The 17751-nt window shown below is 69.2% G+C and carries 18 protein-coding genes; 14 read left to right on the plus strand and 4 right to left on the minus strand.

The window, feature by feature from the left end; genetic code table 11:
- Positions 1-38: 38 nt before the first annotated feature.
- The 8 genes from hisD to hisI are packed head-to-tail and all read left to right on the plus strand — an operon-like array spanning position 39 to position 6352.
- Entirely contained in the window at positions 39-1358 is a 1320-nt protein-coding gene (gene hisD / locus ACJH6I_RS16670; RefSeq protein WP_406775221.1) for a histidinol dehydrogenase, read from the plus strand.
- Positions 1358-2479: a histidinol-phosphate transaminase gene (locus tag ACJH6I_RS16675; RefSeq protein WP_212813956.1), complete on the plus strand. Its 1122-nt coding sequence runs from the start codon at positions 1358-1360 to the stop codon at positions 2477-2479. Before hisD ends, ACJH6I_RS16675 begins: the two co-directional genes overlap by 1 nt.
- On the plus strand, positions 2476-3084 hold the full coding sequence (gene hisB, locus ACJH6I_RS16680) for an imidazoleglycerol-phosphate dehydratase HisB (RefSeq protein ID WP_020103224.1): 609 nt from the start codon (positions 2476-2478) through the stop codon (positions 3082-3084). The genes ACJH6I_RS16675 and hisB overlap by 4 nt, the downstream gene beginning before the upstream one ends.
- Positions 3081-3698: an imidazole glycerol phosphate synthase subunit HisH gene (gene hisH / locus ACJH6I_RS16685; RefSeq protein ID WP_212813958.1), complete on the plus strand. Its 618-nt coding sequence runs from the start codon at positions 3081-3083 to the stop codon at positions 3696-3698. Before hisB ends, hisH begins: the two co-directional genes overlap by 4 nt.
- Entirely contained in the window at positions 3695-4426 is a 732-nt protein-coding gene (gene priA / locus ACJH6I_RS16690) for a bifunctional 1-(5-phosphoribosyl)-5-((5-phosphoribosylamino)methylideneamino)imidazole-4-carboxamide isomerase/phosphoribosylanthranilate isomerase PriA (protein WP_212813960.1), read from the plus strand. Before hisH ends, priA begins: the two co-directional genes overlap by 4 nt.
- Positions 4426-5238 (plus strand): inositol monophosphatase family protein, encoded by an 813-nt coding sequence (locus ACJH6I_RS16695; RefSeq protein ID WP_212814754.1) that lies wholly within the window; start codon positions 4426-4428, stop codon positions 5236-5238. Before priA ends, ACJH6I_RS16695 begins: the two co-directional genes overlap by 1 nt.
- On the plus strand, positions 5208-6008 hold the full coding sequence (gene hisF, locus ACJH6I_RS16700; RefSeq protein WP_406775222.1) for an imidazole glycerol phosphate synthase subunit HisF: 801 nt from the start codon (positions 5208-5210) through the stop codon (positions 6006-6008). Before ACJH6I_RS16695 ends, hisF begins: the two co-directional genes overlap by 31 nt.
- The gene (gene hisI, locus ACJH6I_RS16705; RefSeq protein WP_064981726.1) at positions 6005-6352 is read left to right on the plus strand and encodes a phosphoribosyl-AMP cyclohydrolase; all 348 of its coding nucleotides are present in this window, start codon (positions 6005-6007) and stop codon (positions 6350-6352) included. The genes hisF and hisI overlap by 4 nt, the downstream gene beginning before the upstream one ends.
- Here hisI and ACJH6I_RS16710 read toward each other — a convergent pair.
- Positions 6349-6999 carry a TetR/AcrR family transcriptional regulator gene (locus ACJH6I_RS16710; protein ID WP_212813964.1) on the minus strand — a complete coding sequence of 217 codons (651 nt, stop codon included), beginning with the start codon at positions 6997-6999 and terminating at the stop codon, positions 6349-6351. The genes hisI and ACJH6I_RS16710 overlap by 4 nt on opposite strands.
- A 162-nt stretch (positions 7000-7161) precedes the next feature.
- Here ACJH6I_RS16710 and ACJH6I_RS16715 point away from each other — a divergent pair, with 162 nt between their 5' ends.
- Genes ACJH6I_RS16715 through atzF form a run of 5 tightly spaced genes read left to right on the plus strand, consistent with a single transcriptional unit; the run spans position 7162 to position 13955 of the window.
- On the plus strand, positions 7162-8670 hold the full coding sequence (locus tag ACJH6I_RS16715) for an amino acid permease (RefSeq protein WP_212813966.1): 1509 nt from the start codon (positions 7162-7164) through the stop codon (positions 8668-8670).
- A 34-nt stretch (positions 8671-8704) separates the two neighbouring features.
- Positions 8705-9568 (plus strand): urea amidolyase associated protein UAAP1, encoded by an 864-nt coding sequence (locus ACJH6I_RS16720; protein WP_212813968.1) that lies wholly within the window; start codon positions 8705-8707, stop codon positions 9566-9568.
- Complete coding sequence (locus tag ACJH6I_RS16725) at positions 9565-10212, plus strand: urea amidolyase associated protein UAAP2 (protein WP_029119966.1); 648 nt, start codon at positions 9565-9567, stop codon at positions 10210-10212. The genes ACJH6I_RS16720 and ACJH6I_RS16725 overlap by 4 nt, the downstream gene beginning before the upstream one ends.
- 45 nt (positions 10213-10257) lie before the next feature.
- A complete protein-coding gene (locus tag ACJH6I_RS16730) occupies positions 10258-12279 on the plus strand; it encodes a 5-oxoprolinase/urea amidolyase family protein (RefSeq protein WP_212813970.1) in 2022 nt (673 codons plus the stop codon).
- The gene (atzF, locus tag ACJH6I_RS16735) at positions 12276-13955 is read left to right on the plus strand and encodes an allophanate hydrolase (RefSeq protein WP_318986303.1); all 1680 of its coding nucleotides are present in this window, start codon (positions 12276-12278) and stop codon (positions 13953-13955) included. Before ACJH6I_RS16730 ends, atzF begins: the two co-directional genes overlap by 4 nt.
- 55 nt (positions 13956-14010) lie before the next feature.
- Here the strand turns inward: atzF and ACJH6I_RS16740 are convergent, their stop codons facing one another.
- Positions 14011-14808: an ATP-binding cassette domain-containing protein gene (locus ACJH6I_RS16740; protein ID WP_318986304.1), complete on the minus strand. Its 798-nt coding sequence runs from the start codon at positions 14806-14808 to the stop codon at positions 14011-14013.
- Positions 14805-15476 carry an FCD domain-containing protein gene (locus ACJH6I_RS16745; RefSeq protein WP_318986305.1) on the minus strand — a complete coding sequence of 224 codons (672 nt, stop codon included), beginning with the start codon at positions 15474-15476 and terminating at the stop codon, positions 14805-14807. Before ACJH6I_RS16745 ends, ACJH6I_RS16740 begins: the two co-directional genes overlap by 4 nt.
- A 159-nt stretch (positions 15477-15635) precedes the next feature.
- Here ACJH6I_RS16745 and ACJH6I_RS16750 point away from each other — a divergent pair, with 159 nt between their 5' ends.
- The gene (locus ACJH6I_RS16750) at positions 15636-17309 is read left to right on the plus strand and encodes a 2-isopropylmalate synthase (RefSeq protein WP_406784300.1); all 1674 of its coding nucleotides are present in this window, start codon (positions 15636-15638) and stop codon (positions 17307-17309) included.
- On the opposite strand, the gene ACJH6I_RS16755 is transcribed toward ACJH6I_RS16750, so the two are convergent.
- Positions 17296-17751, minus strand: a complete 456-nt coding sequence (locus tag ACJH6I_RS16755) for a peroxiredoxin (protein WP_318986306.1) — start codon at positions 17749-17751, stop codon at positions 17296-17298. The two genes, ACJH6I_RS16750 and ACJH6I_RS16755, sit on opposite strands and share 14 nt — an antisense overlap.

Here is a 17751-nt window from a genome sequence, read left to right on the forward strand (position 1 = left end):
TTGGCCTGCTCTGGGAGAATAGTGGGGTGAACACTGCAGTGAAGCTCTCGCGTATCGATTTGCGAGGTCAGCAGCTGTCCGCGGCGCAGTTGCGAGCGGTGCTGCCCCGAGGCGGTGTCGACGTGGATTCGGTGCTGCCCAAGGTACGCCCGATCGTCGACGCGGTGGTCGAACGCGGTGCGGTGGCGGCCCTCGAATACGGCGAGTCCTTCGACGGCGTGCGGCCGGCCGCCGTACGCGTCCCCAAGGCGGAGCTGGACGCCGCGCTGACCCGCCTGCCCGCCGACGTGCGGGTGGCGCTCGAGGTCGCGATCGAGCGGACCCGTGCCGTGCACGCCGACCAGCGGCGCACCGACACCACCACGACGCTGGCCCCGGGCGCGACCGTCACCGAACGGTGGGTCCCGGTCGAACGCGTCGGGCTGTACGTCCCCGGCGGCAACGCCGTCTACCCGTCGAGCGTCGTGATGAACGTCGTCCCGGCCCAGACCGCCGGCGTCGACTCCCTGGTGATCGCCAGCCCGCCACAGAAGGACCACGGCGGACTACCGCACCCGACCATCCTCGCCGCGGCAGCTCTGCTCGGGGTCGACGAGGTGTGGGCTGTCGGCGGTGCCCAGGGCATCGCGCTGCTGGCTTACGGCGGCGTGGACACGACCGGCGAAGAGCTCGCGCCGGTCGACATGATCACCGGCCCGGGCAACATCTTCGTCACGGCCGCCAAGCGCATCTGCCGTTCCCAGGTGGGCATCGACGCCGAGGCCGGCCCGACGGAGATCGCGATCCTGGCCGATCACTCGGCCGACGCGGTGCACATCGCCGCCGATCTGATCAGCCAGGCCGAGCACGACGAGATGGCGGCCAGCGTGCTGGTCACCACCAGTGAGAAGCTGGCCGACGCCACCGATGTGGAGGTGGCCGCGCAGGTCGCCACGACGCTGCACCGTGAGCGGGTGACGGTCGCGCTGAACGGCAAACAGTCGGCCATCGTGCTGGTGGACGACCTCGACACCGGGGTCCGTGTCGTGAACGCCTACGCCGCCGAGCACCTGGAGATCCAGACCGTCGACGCCGCTGAGGTCGCCGGCCGAATCCGTTCGGCGGGCGCCATTTTCGTCGGCGCCTGGTCGCCGGTGAGCCTCGGCGACTACTGCGCCGGGTCCAACCACGTGCTGCCGACCGCCGGTTGCGCGCGGCACTCCAGTGGCCTGTCGGTGCAGACGTTCCTGCGTGGCATCCACGTCGTCGACTACACCGAGGCGGCCCTGAAAGACGTTGCGGGTCACGTGATCACGCTGGCCACGGCAGAGAACCTGCCGGCGCACGGTGAGGCTGTGCGCCGGAGGTTCGAACGCTGATGGGTAAGAAGATCTCCCTGGCCGACCTGCCGCTGCGGGAGAACCTGCGCGGCAAATCGCCGTACGGCGCACCGCAACTCGTGGTGCCGGTGCGGCTCAACACCAACGAGAACCCGCACCCGCCGACACCGGCGCTGGTCGACGACGTCGCCGCATCGGTCGCCGCGGCCGCCGCCGAGTTGCACCGCTACCCGGACCGCGACGCCATGGCGCTGCGTACCGATCTGGCCGCGTACATGCAGGCGCAGACGGGTGTCGCGCTGACGGCGGAAAACCTGTGGGCGGCAAACGGTTCCAATGAAATCCTGCAGCAGCTGCTGCAGGCGTTCGGCGGGCCGGGCCGCAGCGCCATCGGTTTCGTGCCGTCGTACTCGATGCACCCCATCATTTCGGACGGCACCCAGACCGAATGGCTGTCGGCAACCCGGGCGACCGATTTCGGCCTCGACGTCGACGTGGCGGTGGCCGCCATCGAGGCGCAGCGACCCGACGTCGTCTTCGTGACCAGCCCCAACAACCCGACCGGGCAGAGCGTTCCGCTCGACGACCTGCGCCGCCTGCTGGACGTCACGCCCGGTGTGCTGATCCTCGACGAGGCGTACGGCGAATTCTCGTCGCAGCCCAGCGGTGTCGCGCTGCTCGCCGAGTACCCGGCCAAGCTGATCATCAGCCGCACCATGAGCAAGGCGTTCGCCTTCGCCGGCGGGCGGCTGGGCTACCTCGTGGCCGACCCTGCCGTGATCGATGCGATGCTGCTGGTGCGGTTGCCGTATCACCTGTCGGTGCTGACGCAGGCGGCCGCGCGTGCCGCGCTGCGGCATGCTGATGAGACGCTGAGCAGCGTCGCCACTTTGGCTTCGGAGCGGGACCGGGTGGCAGCGGCGTTGTCCGGCATGGGTTTCCGGGTGATCCCCAGTGACGCCAACTTCATCCTGTTCGGCGAGTTCGCCGATGCCGCGGCGACCTGGCAGCGCTACCTCGACGCCGGCGTGCTGATCCGCGACGTCGGAATCCCCGGATTCCTGCGCACCACCGTCGGTTTGGCCGCGGAGAACGACGCCCTGCTGGAAGTCAGCGCCAAGCTCGCCGCAACGGAACTAGCCCCACAAGGAGTTTCATGACCCGCCGCGCCCGCGTGGAACGCACCACCAAAGAGTCGAGCATCGTCGTCGAGATCGATCTCGACGGCACCGGCCAGGTCGACATCAGCACCGGGGTGCCGTTCTTCGACCACATGCTGACCTCCCTGGGCACGCACGCCAGCTTCGATCTGACGGTGCACGCCAAGGGTGATGTCGAGATCGAGGGCCACCACACCGTCGAGGACACCGCGATCGTCCTGGGCCAGGCACTCGGCCAGGCCCTGGGCGACAAGAAGGGCATCCGCCGGTTCGGCGACGCGTTCATCCCGATGGACGAGACCCTGGCCCATGCGGCCGTTGACGTTTCGGGCCGTCCGTACTTCGTGCACACCGGTGAACCGGAGTCGATGGTGTCCTTCACCATCGCCGGGTCCTCGGTGCCGTACCACACCGTGATCAACCGGCACGTGTTCGAATCGCTGGCCTTCAACGCCAAGATCGCGCTGCACGTGCGCACGCTGTACGGCCGCGACCCGCACCACATCACCGAGGCGCAGTACAAGGCCGTGGCGCGCGCGCTGCGTCAGGCCGTCGAACCCGACCCTCGGGTGGCCGGCGTGCCGTCGACCAAGGGCACTCTGTGACAAAGAAACTCGTCGTTCTGGACTACGGCTCGGGCAATCTCCGGTCCGCGCAGCGCGCCCTCGAGCGGGTCGGCGCTGACGTCGAGGTCACCGCCGACGCCGCTGCCGCGGCTGCCGCCGACGGTCTGGTTGTGCCCGGTGTCGGCGCCTACGAGGCCTGCATGACCGGTCTGCGGTCGATCGGCGGCGAGAAGATCATCGCCGACCGGCTGGCCGCGGGCCACCCGGTGCTGGGTGTGTGCGTCGGCATGCAGATTCTGTTCTCGAAGGGCGTCGAGTTCGGGGTGCAGACCGAAGGCTGCGGGCAGTGGCCCGGTGAGGTCACCCGGCTGGATGCGCCGGTGATTCCGCACATGGGCTGGAACACCGTCGATGCCGCCGCCGACAGCACCCTGTTCAAGGGGCTCGACGCCGACACCCGGTTCTACTTCGTGCATTCCTACGCCGCCCAGCAGTGGGGCGGCCATGCCGACGCGAAGGTCACCTGGGCCACGCATCACGTGCCGTTCATCGCGGCCGTCGAAGACGGCGCGTTGTCGGCGACACAGTTTCATCCGGAGAAGAGCGGCGACGCAGGTGCGACGCTGTTGGCGAATTGGGTTGAGGGGCTATGAGTTTGATTCTGTTGCCGGCCGTTGACGTGGTCGACGGCAAGGCGGTGCGGCTGGTGCAGGGCAAGGCCGGCAGCGAGACCGATTACGGTTCGGCGCTGGAGGCGGCGCAGACCTGGCAGCGCGACGGTGCCGAGTGGGTGCACCTGGTGGACCTGGACGCCGCGTTCGGCCGGGGCAGCAACCGGGAACTGCTGGCCGAGGTCGTCGGCAAACTCGATGTGGCCGTGGAACTTTCCGGTGGCATCCGTGACGATGAGTCGCTCAAAGCGGCCATGGACACCGGCTGCGCCCGCGTGAACATCGGCACCGCGGCGCTGGAGAGCCCGGAATGGTGCAAGCGGGCCATCGGCGAGTACGGCGACCGCGTGGCGGTCGGCCTGGACGTGCAGTTCGAGAACGGCAGTTGGCGCCTGCGCGGCCGCGGCTGGGAGACCGACGGCGGCGACCTGTGGGACGTGCTGGAACGCCTCGACAGCGAAGGCTGTTCGCGTTACGTCGTCACCGACGTCACCAAGGACGGCACGCTGACCGGTCCGAACCTGGACCTGCTGAGCACCGTCGCCGGCCGCACCAACGCGCCGATCATCGCGTCGGGTGGCGTGTCGAGCCTGGACGACCTGCGCGCCATCGCCACGCTGACCGGGCAGGGCGTCGAGGGCGCCATCGTCGGAAAGGCCTTGTACGCAGAGCGGTTCACGCTGCCTGAGGCGCTGGCTGCGGTTAAGTGATCGAACCGGCGAGGTTGGCAGAGCTGGTCGCGGCCGCGACCAGCATCCTCGACGATGCCGTCGCCCCGTTCATCGCCGGCCACCAGGCCGACGCGGCAGTTCGCAAGAAGGGCAACGACTTCGCCACCGAGATCGACCTCGCCATCGAGCGCCAGGTCGTCGCGGCCCTGACGTCGGCCACCGGAATCGGTGTGCACGGTGAGGAATTCGGTGGCGAGCCCATCGACTCCGAGCTGGTGTGGGTGCTCGATCCGATCGACGGCACATTCAACTACGCGGCCGGTTCGCCCATGGCGGCGATCCTGCTCGGCCTGCTGTGGCGGGGCACCCCGGTCGCCGGGCTGACGTGGCTGCCGTTCATGGGCCAGCGCTACGTCGCAACCGTGGACGGTCCCGTCCGCGACGGGGAGACGGCCTTGCCGCCGCTGGCCCCGACCACGCTGGCCGAATCCATCGTCGGTATCCAGACCTTCAACATCGATTCGAAGGGCCGTTTCCCGGGGCGGTGGCGCAATGCGGTCCTGTCGAGCCTGACGCGGGAATGCTCGCGGGTGCGGATGCACGGCGCGACGGGCCTCGACCTGGCGTACGTCGGCGCCGGCATTCTCGGCGGCGCGATCAGCTTCGGTCACCACATCTGGGACCACGCCGCGGGTGTCGCCTTGGTCCGGGCCGCCGGCGGTATCGTCACCGACCTCGCCGGCGAGCCGTGGACGGCCGATTCGAAATCTGCGTTGGCCGCCGCACCCGGTGTGCACGAGAGGATGCTGGAGATCGTGAAATCCGTTGGTATTCCGGAGGATTACCTGTGAGTCTCGCAACGCGCGTCATCCCGTGCCTGGACGTCGACGGCGGCCGGGTGGTCAAGGGCGTCAACTTCGAGAACCTGCGGGACGCCGGTGATCCCGTCGAGCTGGCCGCCGCGTATGACGCGGAAGGCGCCGACGAGCTGACGTTCCTGGACGTCACCGCGTCGTCGTCGGGCCGCTCGACCATGCTCGAGGTGGTGCGCCGCACCGCCGAGCAGGTGTTCATCCCGCTGACCGTGGGTGGCGGCGTGCGCTCGGTCGAGGACGTCGACACGCTGCTGCGCGCCGGCGCCGACAAGGTTTCGGTCAACACCGCCGCGATCGCCCGGCCCGAGCTGCTGTCGGAGCTGTCGCGGCAGTTCGGTTCGCAGTGCATCGTGCTGTCGGTGGATGCCCGCACCGTGCCCGAAGGATCCGAGCCGACGCCGTCCGGCTGGGAGGTGACGACCCACGGCGGCCGCCGCGGCACCGGCATCGACGCCGTCGAATGGGCCACGCGCGGAGCCGAACTCGGGGTCGGGGAGATCCTGCTGAATTCCATGGACGCCGACGGCACCAAGGCCGGTTTCGACCTCGCGATGCTGCGGGCGGTGCGCGCCGCGGTGAGCGTGCCGGTGATCGCCAGCGGGGGAGCCGGCGCCGTCGGCGACTTCGCGCCCGCGGTGCAGGCCGGTGCGGATGCGGTCCTGGCGGCCACCGTCTTCCACTTCCGGGAGCTGACGATCGGTCAGGTGAAGGAAGCGATGGCGGCCGAAGGGATCACGGTGCGATGAGCCTGGATCCCGGGATCGCCGCCCGCATCAAGCGCAACGAGGCCGGGCTGTTCACCGCCGTGGTGCAGCAGCGGGGTACCGGCGATGTGCTGATGGTCGCCTGGATGGACGACGACGCGCTGGCCCGCACTCTGGAAACCCGTGAGGCGACGTACTTTTCCCGCTCGCGCGGTGAGCAGTGGGTCAAGGGTCTGACATCGGGCCACACGCAGTACGTGCACTCGGTGCGGCTGGACTGTGACGGCGACGCCGTGCTGCTCGAAGTCGACCAGGTCGGTGGGGCCTGCCACACCGGCGACCACAGCTGCTTCGACGCCGACCAGTTGCTCGCCCCCGAGGCCTAATCCGGCTCGGCCAGGTGCTGCTCGACCAGCGCCCGTCCCTCGGCCCGCAGGGCGTCGTCGACCTCGATCTCGAGCACCCGTAGGGCGGCATCGGCGATGGCCTCGGCCACTTCGTCGCCGGTGATCTCGGGATCGTCGACGCGCTGCGCGATGACCGTCTCGGTCAGGCGCACCGGCAGGCCGCAGCGGAACTCGTCGCGGCCGCCGACGGCGTCGACCGCCAGTTCGCGGTAGACGGCGTGCAACTCGCGGCGCCGGCGGTGGAAGCCCTCGATGCCGTCGACCTCCGGCAGCAGATAGAGCCGGCCCAGGTTCCACGGCACGGACAGCAGGTTGGCCGCGTCACCGGCCGTCACCGCCCAGAGGGCCGCCTTCGGGTCGTCCACCGAGCGCGTCACGCGCCGCGCGAAGTCCAGCGACGGCACCACCGTCGCGTCGAGCAGTGCCTCGAGGATGGCTTCCTTGTTGGGGAAGTGGTGATACAGCGAGGCCTGACGGATGCCGACGGCTTCGGCGATCGACCGCGTCGAGGTGACCGTGAAGCCCTGTGTCACAAACAGTTCTCCGGCGGCATCGAGGATCTGTTCGACGGCGGTGCTGCCGGGGCGTAGGGCATCGCGATGACGGGGACGGCCGGGGCGGCTCATGCCACTACTGTGCCACCTGCGGTCATTCGCGCAGCGTCGGCTCGCGTGAAACGCAACTGTTACATCGCGACCCACGTCGGAAACGTCGGTGACCCCTCTGCGTCACGCTTCCCATTAATTCTGTCAGTTGACAGGTATTAGGCCTCGCAGAATCGGAATCGGATGACATTGACCAACACGTCGCCGGCAGATCACGACGATCTCGCCGAGTTCGGCTACGACCAACAGCTGCACCGCTCGCTGGGCAAGTTCGCCTCGTTCGCGGCCGGTTTCTCGTTCGTGTCGATCCTCACCACGATCTTCCAATTGTTCGGCCTCGGATACAGTTTCGGCGGGCCGGCGTTCTTCTGGACCTGGCCGGTGGTGTTCATCGGACAGTTCGCGGTGGCCTTGTGCTTCGCCGAACTCGCGGCCCGCTACCCGATCTCGGGGGCCATCTACCAGTGGGCCCGCCGCCTCGGCGGTGAGGTGGTCGGCTGGTTCGGTGGCTGGTTCATGATCGTCGCCCAGATCATCACCGCATCCGCCGCGGCCATCGCGCTGCAGGTGGTGCTGCCGGCGGTGTGGCCGGGCTTCCAGATCATCGGCACCGATACCGCACTGACTTCGGCCGATGGCGCCGCCAACGCCGTGCTGTTGGGTACCGCGCTGCTGATCATCACCACCACGATCAACTGCATCGGCGTGCGCTGGATGTCGCGCGTCGCGACGATCGGTGTCTGCTGCGAGATCGTCGGCGTCATCGCGGTCGTCGGAGTCTTCTTCACGCACGCACAGCGCGGTCCGCAGGTCGTCTTCGACACCGGTGGCGCGGGTTCGGGCTACGGCTGGGCCTGGATCGCCTCGGGTCTGATGGCCGCCTACGTCATGGTCGGCTTCGGCTCGGCCGGTGAACTCGCCGAGGAGACGCGCGACGCGCGCCGCGTCGCCCCGCGCACCATCCGGTCGGCGCTCACCGTCTCGGCACTCGGTGGCGGTCTCATGATCGTCGGCGCACTGATGGCGGCGCCGAGCCTGACCGACGGCCGTCTGGCGACCGAAGGCCTGCCCTACGTGCTGGGTGCGGTGCTGTCCTCGCCCTGGGGCACGCTGCTCCTCATCGATGTGGCCATCGCGATCTTCATCTGCACCTTGGCAATTCAGACCGCTGCCACCCGCCTGATGTTCTCCATGGCACGCGACCAGCGGCTGCCGTTCTCGGCGCTGCTGTCGCGCGTCAATCCGGCTACCGGGACGCCGATTCCGCCCGCGATCGTGGTCGGTGTCGCGTGCGTCGGTGTGCTCCTGGTGAACGTCGGCAACTCCGCGATCTTCGCGACCCTGGCCAGCGTCTGCATCATCGCGATCTACATCGCGTACCTGCTGGTGACGGCGCCGCTCCTGGCGCACCGGCTGCGCGGAATGCGCTGGGACGCTTCGGTTACCGACGCCGGTGGCCGGCCGCTGTTCTCGCTGGGTCGCTGGGGCCTGCCGGTCAACATCTTCGCCGTGGTGTACGGCGTGGCCATGGTGATCAACCTGGCCTGGCCGCGGCCGGAAATCTACGACCCGACGGGCACCATGCCGCTGCTGGTGTGGGCCGGGCCGTTCACCATCGTCGCCATCGTCGCGCTCGGCGCCCTGTGCTTCCCGTACCGCCGGACCCACCCGCGCCCCGTCGGGTCGCTCTGACCCCGTCCAATCCACAACTGCCGAAAGGATTCTCGTGAGTTCTTCGTCCACCACCTCGACGACCGCCGCCGCCCGCGCACACGCCCGTGCGCAGGCCGGCACCCACACCGCGGCCATGCCCGTCGTTCCGGCATCGCAGTGGCCGACACCGCCGGCCGGTGTCGATGCCCACCGCCTGACCTGGGCCGAGACGGTGCCCGGCGGCCGCTACACCAGCAAGGTGCTGGACCGCGGAACGCGGTTGCGGCTCACCGACATCGAGGGCCGCGCGTGCGCGCACCTGCTGCTGTGGCGCGCCGACGCCCCCTGGGAGCGCCTGAACACCGCCGACACCGTCAAGGTGCCGTGGCAGGCGTATCTCGGCACCGGGCACCCGCTGCTCGATGACCAGGGCCGGGTCCTGGCGACCATCGTCGCCGACACCTCGGGCCACCACGATGCCCTGTGCGGCACCACAACCCGGTCCCAGAACGAAGCCCGCTACGGTGCCGGCAGCGCGCACTCGGACAGCCCGGCCGGCCGCGAGTTGCTGGTGCTCGCCGCACTCAAGCACGGCCTGGGGCCGCGCGACGTAGGCCCCGGCGTGTCGTTCTTCCACGGCGTCCGGGCCGACGATGCGGGGCAACTGGTGTCGACGGGCTCGGCCGGAGCCGGCACCGCGGTCGAACTGCTCGTGCACCTGCCGGTGATCGTGGCGATCGCCAACACCGCACACCCGCTCGACCCGGAGCCGAGCTTCAACACCTCGGACCTGGAGGTGCTGGCCTGGTCGGCTCCCGCCGACCTCGCCGATCTGGCCGCGCGCGCCGAAACCATCGGACCCGAATACGAACGCGCCCACCGCAACACCGAAGACGTCTGGACCGCACTGCATCTCACCGAAGGAGTTCCCGCATGAGCACCGTCATCGACTCGGTCCCCGCGCTGGTGTCCGGCACGACCATCCTCGACGAGATCGTCGAGGCCCGCGGCCCCTGGTCGGCGATCGTCGCGGCAGGCGACGTGCTGACCATCGTCGACCTGCACGGCAATCAGGCCGTGGACACGCTGATCTACGGGGCGCACGACACGTCCCGCCGGTACAGCGCCCAGACCACCATCACGGCGCAGAAGTCGCTGTTCGTCAGCACCGGAACCGTGTTGCGCGACAGCGACGGTGGGGCACTGATGACCGTGGTGGCCGACGAGGTCGGCAATCACGACACCGTCGGCGGCGCCTGCTCGCAGGAGTCCAACACCCTGCGCTACGGCCACCACACCCGCCATCAGCATGCGTGCGTCGAGAACTTTCTCATCGAAGGCGCCCGCTACGGCCTCGGAAAGCGTGACCTGGCACCGAATCTCAACTTCTTCATGAACGTGCCGGTGGAGGCCGACGGCACGCTCGGCATCGTCGACGGGCTGTCGGCGCCGGGACTGCGGGTGGCGCTGCGCGCCGACACCGACGTCCTCGTGCTGGTGTCCAATTGCCCGCAGATCAACAACCCGTGCAACGGCTTCGATCCGACACCGGTGCGGATGATCGTCACCCGCCCGTCCTGATCCACGTTCTCTCGCACCGCGTTCTGCATTCGAAGGAGTACCGGAATGGCGCCATCCGCCCTCACCGTGCTGCGGCCCGGGCCGAGCACCACCGTCCAGGACTGGCCGGGCCGCATCGGCTACTGGCAGGTGGGCGTACCGCCGTCAGGTCCGATGGACGACCTGTCGCTGCGGTTGGCCAACCTCGCGGTCGGTAACGCCGAAGGCGCACCCGGCCTCGAGGCCACGATGGCCGGTCCGACACTGGGATTCGACGAGGCGACGGTCGTCTGCGTCACCGGCGCACCGGTATCGGTCACGCTCGACGGCGTCCCGGCGCGGCAGTGGGCACCCATCGCGGTCCCGGAGGGCGGTGTGCTCGAGATCGGCGCCGTACAGGGCGTCGGCATGCGCATCTACATCGCGGTGGCCGGCGGTATCGAGGCCGAGGCGTACCTCGGCTCGCGCTCGACGTTCACGCTCGGGAAGTTCGGCGCCGGCGGGCGGGCCCTCGCGGCCGGCGACCGTCTCGATCTGGGCACCCCGGGCGGACGACCGCGCCGGCTGACCGATGAGGAAATCCCGTCGATCGGCCACGAATGGCGCCTGGCGGTCACCGAGGGACCGCACGGCGCGCCGGAGTTCTTCACCCGAGCCGACATCGAAAGCCTCTACGAGGCCACGTATCTGGTGGACCACAACCTCGACCGCACCGGTGTGCGCCTCGTCGGGCCGAAGCCGCAGTGGGCCCGGCCCGACGGCGGCGAGGCCGGCCTGCACCCGTCGAACATCCATGACACGCCGTATTCGGTTGGCGCCCTTGACTTCACCGGCGACACCCCGATCCTGCTCGGTCCGGACGGACCCAGCCTCGGCGGTTTCGTCTGCCCCGTGACGGTGACGTCGGCGGACCGCTGGAAGCTCGGGCAGCTCACGCCCGGCGACCGGGTGCGCTTCGTTCCGGTGCGGGCCAGTGCCGCGGCACCGCTGGCGGCCCTGGGCACCTCGCGGCGCGCGGCGTCCCCGGTGGTGCGCAGCCCGCGCGGCGACGGCGACGATGGGGTGCTGCACCGCGGCGTCACCGGTGACGGGACGACGTCGATGACCCTGCGCCGCAGCGGCGATGACAATCTGCTGGTCGAATACGGCACGATGACACTGGATCTGGTGCTGCGGGCGCGGGTGCACGCGCTGCACACCGCGATCGACGCACACCGGCCCCGCGGCATCATCGACCTGACACCCGGAATCCGTTCGCTGCAGGTCAAATTCGACGCCGCGCTCACCGATCACCAGGCGATGACGGCCTTCGTGCTCGACCTCGAGTCCGCGCTCGGGCCCGTCGACCAACTGGTGCTGCCGAGCCGCTCGGTGCGGCTGCCATTGAGTTGGGATGACCCGACCATCCGGCTCGCCATCGACCGGTACCGCAACGGTGTGCGCGACGACGCGCCGTGGTGCCCGAGCAACATCGAGTTCATCCGGCGGATGAACGGCCTCGAGTCGCAGCAGGAGGTGTTCGACATCGTCCATGCGGCAAGTTATCTCGTGCTCGGTCTGGGGGACGTCTACCTCGGTGCGCCCGTCGCCACCCCGGTCGATCCCCGCCACCGGGTGGTCACCACCAAGTACAACCCGGCCCGCACCTGGACGCCGGAGAACGCGGTCGGGATCGGCGGTGCCTACCTCTGCATCTACGGTATGGAAGGCCCGGGCGGCTACCAGTTGATGGGCCGCACCACCCAGGTGTGGAACCACCGGTTCCCGTTGTCCGCACCGGGTTTCGAGCCGGAACAGCCGTGGCTGCTGCGATTCTTCGACCAGGTGTCGTGGTACCCGGTGTCGTCGGAGGAACTGACCGATCTGCGGGCCGACGTCGCCGCCGGACGCGGGACGGTCGACATCACCGACGGCGAGTTCCGCATCGCGGACTACCTGAACTTCCTCTCGAGCGAAGCCGACGACATCGCCGCGGTACGACAGCGTATGACGGCCGCCCGCAACGAGGAGCGGGCCCGCTGGGAGGCCAGCGGTGAGATCGGCGCACGCAAGAAGCCCTGCGCCACAACAGGACAGGAAGTCGCATGACGGACCGGATCAGCGCCGCCTACGCGGCCATCGCACAGCGACCGGAGGCCTTCATCACCGTCCGGGACGAGGACACCGTGCGCCGCGAGGTCGCACAGGCGCAGGGACCGCTGGCCGGTCAGCTGCTGGCGGTCAAGGACAACGTCGACGTCGCGGGTCTGCCGACCACGGCGGCGTGCCCGGGCTACGCCTACACCCCGGATGCCGACGCGCCGGTGGTGGCCGCGCTGCGGGCGGCCGGCGCGGTCGTGATCGGCAAGACCAATCTGGATCAGTTCGCCACCGGGCTCGTCGGCACCCGTAGTCCCTACGGCGCGGTGCGTGACGCGCGGCGCCCGGACCGGATATCGGGCGGCTCGTCGTCGGGCTCGGCCGTCGCGGTGGCCATCGGTGCGGCCGACATCGGAATCGCCACGGACACTGCCGGATCCGGCCGGGTACCGGCGGCGTACCAGGGCCTCGTCGGGATCAAGGGCACCATCGGGCTGGTGTCGACGGCAGGCGTCGTCCCGGCCTGCCCGAGCTATGACTGCGTGACGATCCTGGCGCGTGACCTGGCCACGGCGGAGAGCGCCATGGCCGTGATGGCGACCACGACGCAGCGGCCGTGGCCCGCGTCGACGCGCTTGGCCGCCCCGGCCGAGCCGGTGCTGGCGGTGCCCGCCGAATTGCCCGCGATGGCGCCCGGCTGGGATGCCGCGTTCCAGCGCGCCGTCGATGCCGCCCGGGATGCCGGGATGCGCATCGTCCCCATCGATCTGACGGACTTCCTGGCTGCCGCACGGCTGCTGTACGACGGGGCGCTGGTCGCCGAGCGCACGGAAGCGGTGGGGGACTTCATCAGTGATGCCGGTGCCGACGCCGGTCTGGACCCGACGGTCGCCGCGATCATCACCGCCGGCGGCTCCCACACCGCGACCGGGCTGTTGCGTGACCGTCGTGAGCTGGACCGCCTGCGGGAGCGGGCATTCCGGGCATTGGGGGAGTGCGACGCGCTGCTCGTCCCGACCGCTCCGCTGCAGCCGACGCTCGCGGAGGTGGCGGCCGACCCCGTCGCGGTCAACGCCCGGATCGGCACGTACACCAATTTCTGCAATCTCTTCGACATGTGCGGCGTCGCGGTTCCGGCGGGCGAGGTTGTTGAATCCGACGGCACCACAGCGCAATTCGGTGTCACAGTATTGGGGCGGGCCTTCGATGACGCCGTGGTGGCGGACATCGCGGCCCGGCTGGGCGGTGGTGACCGGGGCACCGTGGCGTCGTGGCCGGAGCGGGCGGGCGCCGGGGTGATGACGCTGGTGGTGGCCGGTGCGCATCTGCGTGATCAGCCGCTGGCCGGTCAGCTCCACGATCTCGGGGCACGGTGGGACGGCCCGGCCCGCACGGCCGAGCGCTATCGCATGACGGCGCTGCCGTCGGGCAAGCCCGCGCTGGTGCGGCTGCCGCATGGCGGGCGGGCCTTCGAAGTGGAGCGCTGGTCGCTCTCGCCGGCGGCACTCGGGACGTTCCTGGCCGCCCTCCCGACGCCGATGGGACTGGCGGCGGTGGAACTCGACGACGGGTCCTGGGAGACCGGGTTCGTGTGCGCCGACGAGGCCGCCATCGCGGCGCCCGACATTTCGGAATTCGGCGGCTGGCGGGCGTATCTCCAGGCCCGCGAGTTCGCCACCCAGTGATTTGTGCACGATTTTCCGCGCCAAGCGCGGAAAATCGTGCATAAATCCCGGTCGGTTACGCGATGACCCGGCCGGCTCTCGCCCGCGCCGACCACCGGCCGTGGTCGTAGCCGACCTCGACCGGATGTGAAAACGCCTCTGTCACATGGTCGGTCGTCACGGTCTCGACCGCCGGGCCCACGGCGACGGTCCGGCCACCGGAGATCAACAGCGCGTGCGACGTCGACGTCGGCAGCTCCTCGAGGTGGTGCGTCACCAGGATCGAGGCCATCTCGGGGTGTGAATGCTCCAGCGCGTCAAGGGTTTCCAGCAGCTGCTCGCGCGCGGCGACATCGAGGCCGGTGGTCGGTTCGTCGAGTAGCAGCAGCCGTGGCTCGGCGATGAGCGCTCGGGCGGTCAAGGTACGGCCGCGTTCGCCCTGTGAGAGCGTCGGCCACACGGCGTCGGCGCGGTGGGTCAGCCCCACGGTGCCGATCAACGCGTCGGCACGCGCGATGTCGTCGGCGGTCGGTGTCCAGCGTGCCGCGATGTCGATGGTGCCGGTGACTCCGGTCAGCACCACCTCGCGCACCGTCAGCGGATACTGCAACCGGTGCCGGGGATTGACGTGGCCGATCGACCGGCGCAGCGGTGCCAGGTCGGTACGGCCCATCTGTGCGCCCAGGACGCGCACCGTGCCCGTCGTCGGGAACGTGACTGCGCCGCAGAAGCCGAGCAGCGTGCTCTTGCCCGCGCCGTTCGGGCCGAGCAGTGCCCAGTGCTCGCCCTCGTGCACCGTCAGTGAGATGCCGTCGATGATCTGCTTGCCCTCCCGCCGGAAGGTGACGTTGTCGAGTTCGAGGACCGGGGTCACGTGAAGGACTCCTTCAAAGCGCTCAGGTGGGTGCGGCTCGCGGCGGCCGCGGCGTCGGAATCGCGCGCGACGATGGCGTCGGCGAGTTGTTGATGCAGGGCGTGGTCGCACGGCTCGGACGTGATCGGCCGGATTTTCAGCATGTCGATCATGGCCAGCCGCAGCCGGGGGAGGAACGCGTCGAACAGCTGGATCAGCACGTCGTTGTGTGCCGCCGCGATCACTGCCCGGTGAAACGCCATGTCGGCGTCCACGTGCTCGGGCACCGACTGGCCGACGACGCCGCGCGCGGCGAGCGTGCGCCGGATGGTGCGCAGGTCGGCCGGCGTGCGGCGGGTTGCGGCCAGGGCCGCGCCCTCGGCCTCGATGGCGATCCGGGCTTCGATCACCGAGGCGATGTTCGCACTACGCAGCACGGTGTCCCAGTCGTCGGCGACATCGAGCGCGGTGACGAAGACCCCGGCGCCCTGGCGGCTGTCGAGGACGCCTTTTCCGGCCAGTTCCCGGATGGCCTCACGCAGGGTGGAACGCCCGACGCCGAGCTGGGCAGCCAGCGTCGTCTCGCCCGGAAGTCGTTGTCCGAGCGCCCATTCACCGTCTTTGATGCGCGTCAGTAGAAGCTGCGCGGCTTGCGCTGCCAGGGGTTGACGCTGTACCTGCGCGACCATGATGCCTCTCTACTTGTCTGAGGAGTTGTGTATAGTCTAGCCATCATGACGCGCGTGCTTCTCCTTGGCTGCCGCGGCGGGGTCTGAAACGACCGGCCCCCTGCCGTGGGGCTCTGTCGCGACCGGTCACTTTCCTCTCTGACCGAAAGCAGACCATTCATGAACACTTCCTGGAACCGTCAACAACCGTCACCCATGCCGTGGCATCGCTACACCGATGTCTTCAACCGGGTGGAAATTCCTGTGGCCCAAAGGGATTGGCCCAGTAACCGGATCACTGCCGCGCCGCTGTGGGTGCCCGTCGACCTGCGCGACGGCAACCAGGCCCTGGCCGAGCCCATGGACCCGGAGCGCAAACGCCGATTCTTCGAGCAGCTCGTCGCCATCGGCTACAAGGAGATCGAGGTCGGCTACCCGTCGGCATCCCAGACCGACTTCGACTTCGTCCGGCTGTTGGCCGAAACCGACATCGCGCCAGAGGATGTCACCATCGCGGTGTTCACCCCGGCGCGCCGTGACCTGATCGAGCGCACTGTCGAATCAGTGCGGGGCATGCGCAACGACGTCGTCATCCACATGTACACCGCGACCGCGCCCACGTGGCGAAACACCGTGCTGGGCAAGGACCGCGACGAGCTGCGCAGTCTGATCCTGCACGGCGCGCTCGACGTGCTCAGCCTGACCGAGGACATGCCGAACGTCCGGTTCCAGTTCTCTCCGGAGGTGTTCAACCTCACCGAACCCGATTATGTGCTGGAGATCTGCGACGCCGTGACGCAGCTGTGGGATGCCACGGCGAGCCGGCCGGTGATCCTGAATCTGCCTGCGACCGTTGAGGTTGCGACGCCCAACGTGTACGCCGACCAGATCGAGTACATGCACAAGAATCTGGCCCGCCGCGACGCGGTGATCCTGTCGGTGCATCCGCACAATGACCGGGGGACCGGCGTGGCCTGCGCCGAACTGGCCGTGCTGGCCGGTGCGCAACGCGTCGAGGGCTGCGTGTTCGGCAATGGTGAGCGCACCGGCAACGTCGATATCGCCACCCTGGCCCTGAATCTGTATGCGCAGGGCGTCGACCCGATGATCGACTTCTCCGATATCGACGCGATCGCCCGCACGGTGTCGCACTGCACCCGGATGCCGATCCACGAACGTCATCCGTACGTCGGCGACCTGGTGCACACCGCGTTCTCGGGAACCCATCAGGACGCGATCAAGAAGGGTATGGCCGAGCACCGGGCCCGAGCCGCGGCAGAGAACCGGGACGAACGCGAAATCGATTGGCGGGTGCCGTATCTGCCGATCGACCCGGCCGACATCGGCCGCAGCTACGACGCGGTGATCCGGGTGAACTCACAATCCGGCAAGGGCGGCATCGCCTACCTGCTGAACACCGGGTACGGACTCGACCTGCCGCGGCGGCTGCAGATCGACTTCGCGCGACATGTGCAGGCCCACACCGACGGCAGTGGCGCCGAGGTGACCGCCGCCGAGCTGTACGACCTGTTCGAGGCGTCCTACCTGGGATGCAGCGGCCCGGTGGAGCTGAAGGACTGGCACGCCAGCAGCGACGACACCACCGAGATCACGCTGACGGTCAACGGGATCGCCCGCGCCAGTACGCACCGCGGCGTCGGACCGGTCGAGGCGCTGACCCAGGCGCTGGCCGACGTGGACCGGCCCGTCGAGATCCTGAGCCTCACCCAGCAGTCGATCGGCGACACCGCGGTCACGTACCTCGAACACCGCGGCGGCTGGTCGTGCGGCCGCAGTGACTCGGTGCTCACCGCGTCACTGGCTGCGGTGATCCGGGCGGCTAACGCGCCCTGAGCACCTCGAGCGCCTTGTCGGCGTGAGAGTCCATCGAGATCTCGCTGGCGATCACCTCGAGGACCCTGCGGTCGGTGTCGATGACGAACGTGGTCCGCTTGACGGGCATCAGCTTGCCGAGCAGGCCACGTTTCACACCGAACGCCTCGGCCACCGCGCCGGAGGTGTCCGACAGCAGCGGGTAGTCGAAGCTGTGCTTCTCGGCGAACTTGTCCTGCTTTTCCACCGCGTCCATGCTGATCCCGACCCGGGACGCGCCGACGGCGGCGAACTCGGCCGCGAGGTCGCGGAAGTGGCAGGCCTCCATGGTGCAGCCCGGCGTCATGGCCGCGGGGTAGAAGAACAGCACGATCGGCCCGTCGGCCAGCAGTTCGGAAAGGCTGCGGTTCGTCCCGGTCTGGTCGGGGAGATTGAACTCTGCGACGACGTCACCACGTTTCAT

Origin of the sequence: Mycobacterium sp. SMC-13 (assembly GCF_045311035.1) — a bacterium.
Taxonomy (GTDB): Bacteria; Actinomycetota; Actinomycetes; order Mycobacteriales; family Mycobacteriaceae; genus Mycobacterium.

What these genes read in the sequence shown, in the direction of transcription:
- ACJH6I_RS16725 (WP_029119966.1), top strand. Translation starts at nt 9,565, where the DNA reads ATGAGCACCGTCATCGACTCGGTCCCCGCGCTGGTGTCCGGCACGACC.
- ACJH6I_RS16745 (WP_318986305.1), bottom strand. Translation starts at nt 15,476, where the DNA reads ATGGTCGCGCAGGTACAGCGTCAACCCCTGGCAGCGCAAGCCGCGCAG.
- hisI (WP_064981726.1), top strand. Translation starts at nt 6,005, where the DNA reads ATGAGCCTGGATCCCGGGATCGCCGCCCGCATCAAGCGCAACGAGGCC.
- ACJH6I_RS16755 (WP_318986306.1), bottom strand. Translation starts at nt 17,751, where the DNA reads ATGAAACGTGGTGACGTCGTCGCAGAGTTCAATCTCCCCGACCAGACC.
- ACJH6I_RS16710 (WP_212813964.1), bottom strand. Translation starts at nt 6,999, where the DNA reads ATGAGCCGCCCCGGCCGTCCCCGTCATCGCGATGCCCTACGCCCCGGC.
- ACJH6I_RS16715 (WP_212813966.1), top strand. Translation starts at nt 7,162, where the DNA reads ATGACATTGACCAACACGTCGCCGGCAGATCACGACGATCTCGCCGAG.
- ACJH6I_RS16675 (WP_212813956.1), top strand. Translation starts at nt 1,358, where the DNA reads ATGGGTAAGAAGATCTCCCTGGCCGACCTGCCGCTGCGGGAGAACCTG.
- priA (WP_212813960.1), top strand. Translation starts at nt 3,695, where the DNA reads ATGAGTTTGATTCTGTTGCCGGCCGTTGACGTGGTCGACGGCAAGGCG.
- ACJH6I_RS16750 (WP_406784300.1), top strand. Translation starts at nt 15,636, where the DNA reads ATGAACACTTCCTGGAACCGTCAACAACCGTCACCCATGCCGTGGCAT.
- hisB (WP_020103224.1), top strand. Translation starts at nt 2,476, where the DNA reads ATGACCCGCCGCGCCCGCGTGGAACGCACCACCAAAGAGTCGAGCATC.
- ACJH6I_RS16730 (WP_212813970.1), top strand. Translation starts at nt 10,258, where the DNA reads ATGGCGCCATCCGCCCTCACCGTGCTGCGGCCCGGGCCGAGCACCACC.
- atzF (WP_318986303.1), top strand. Translation starts at nt 12,276, where the DNA reads ATGACGGACCGGATCAGCGCCGCCTACGCGGCCATCGCACAGCGACCG.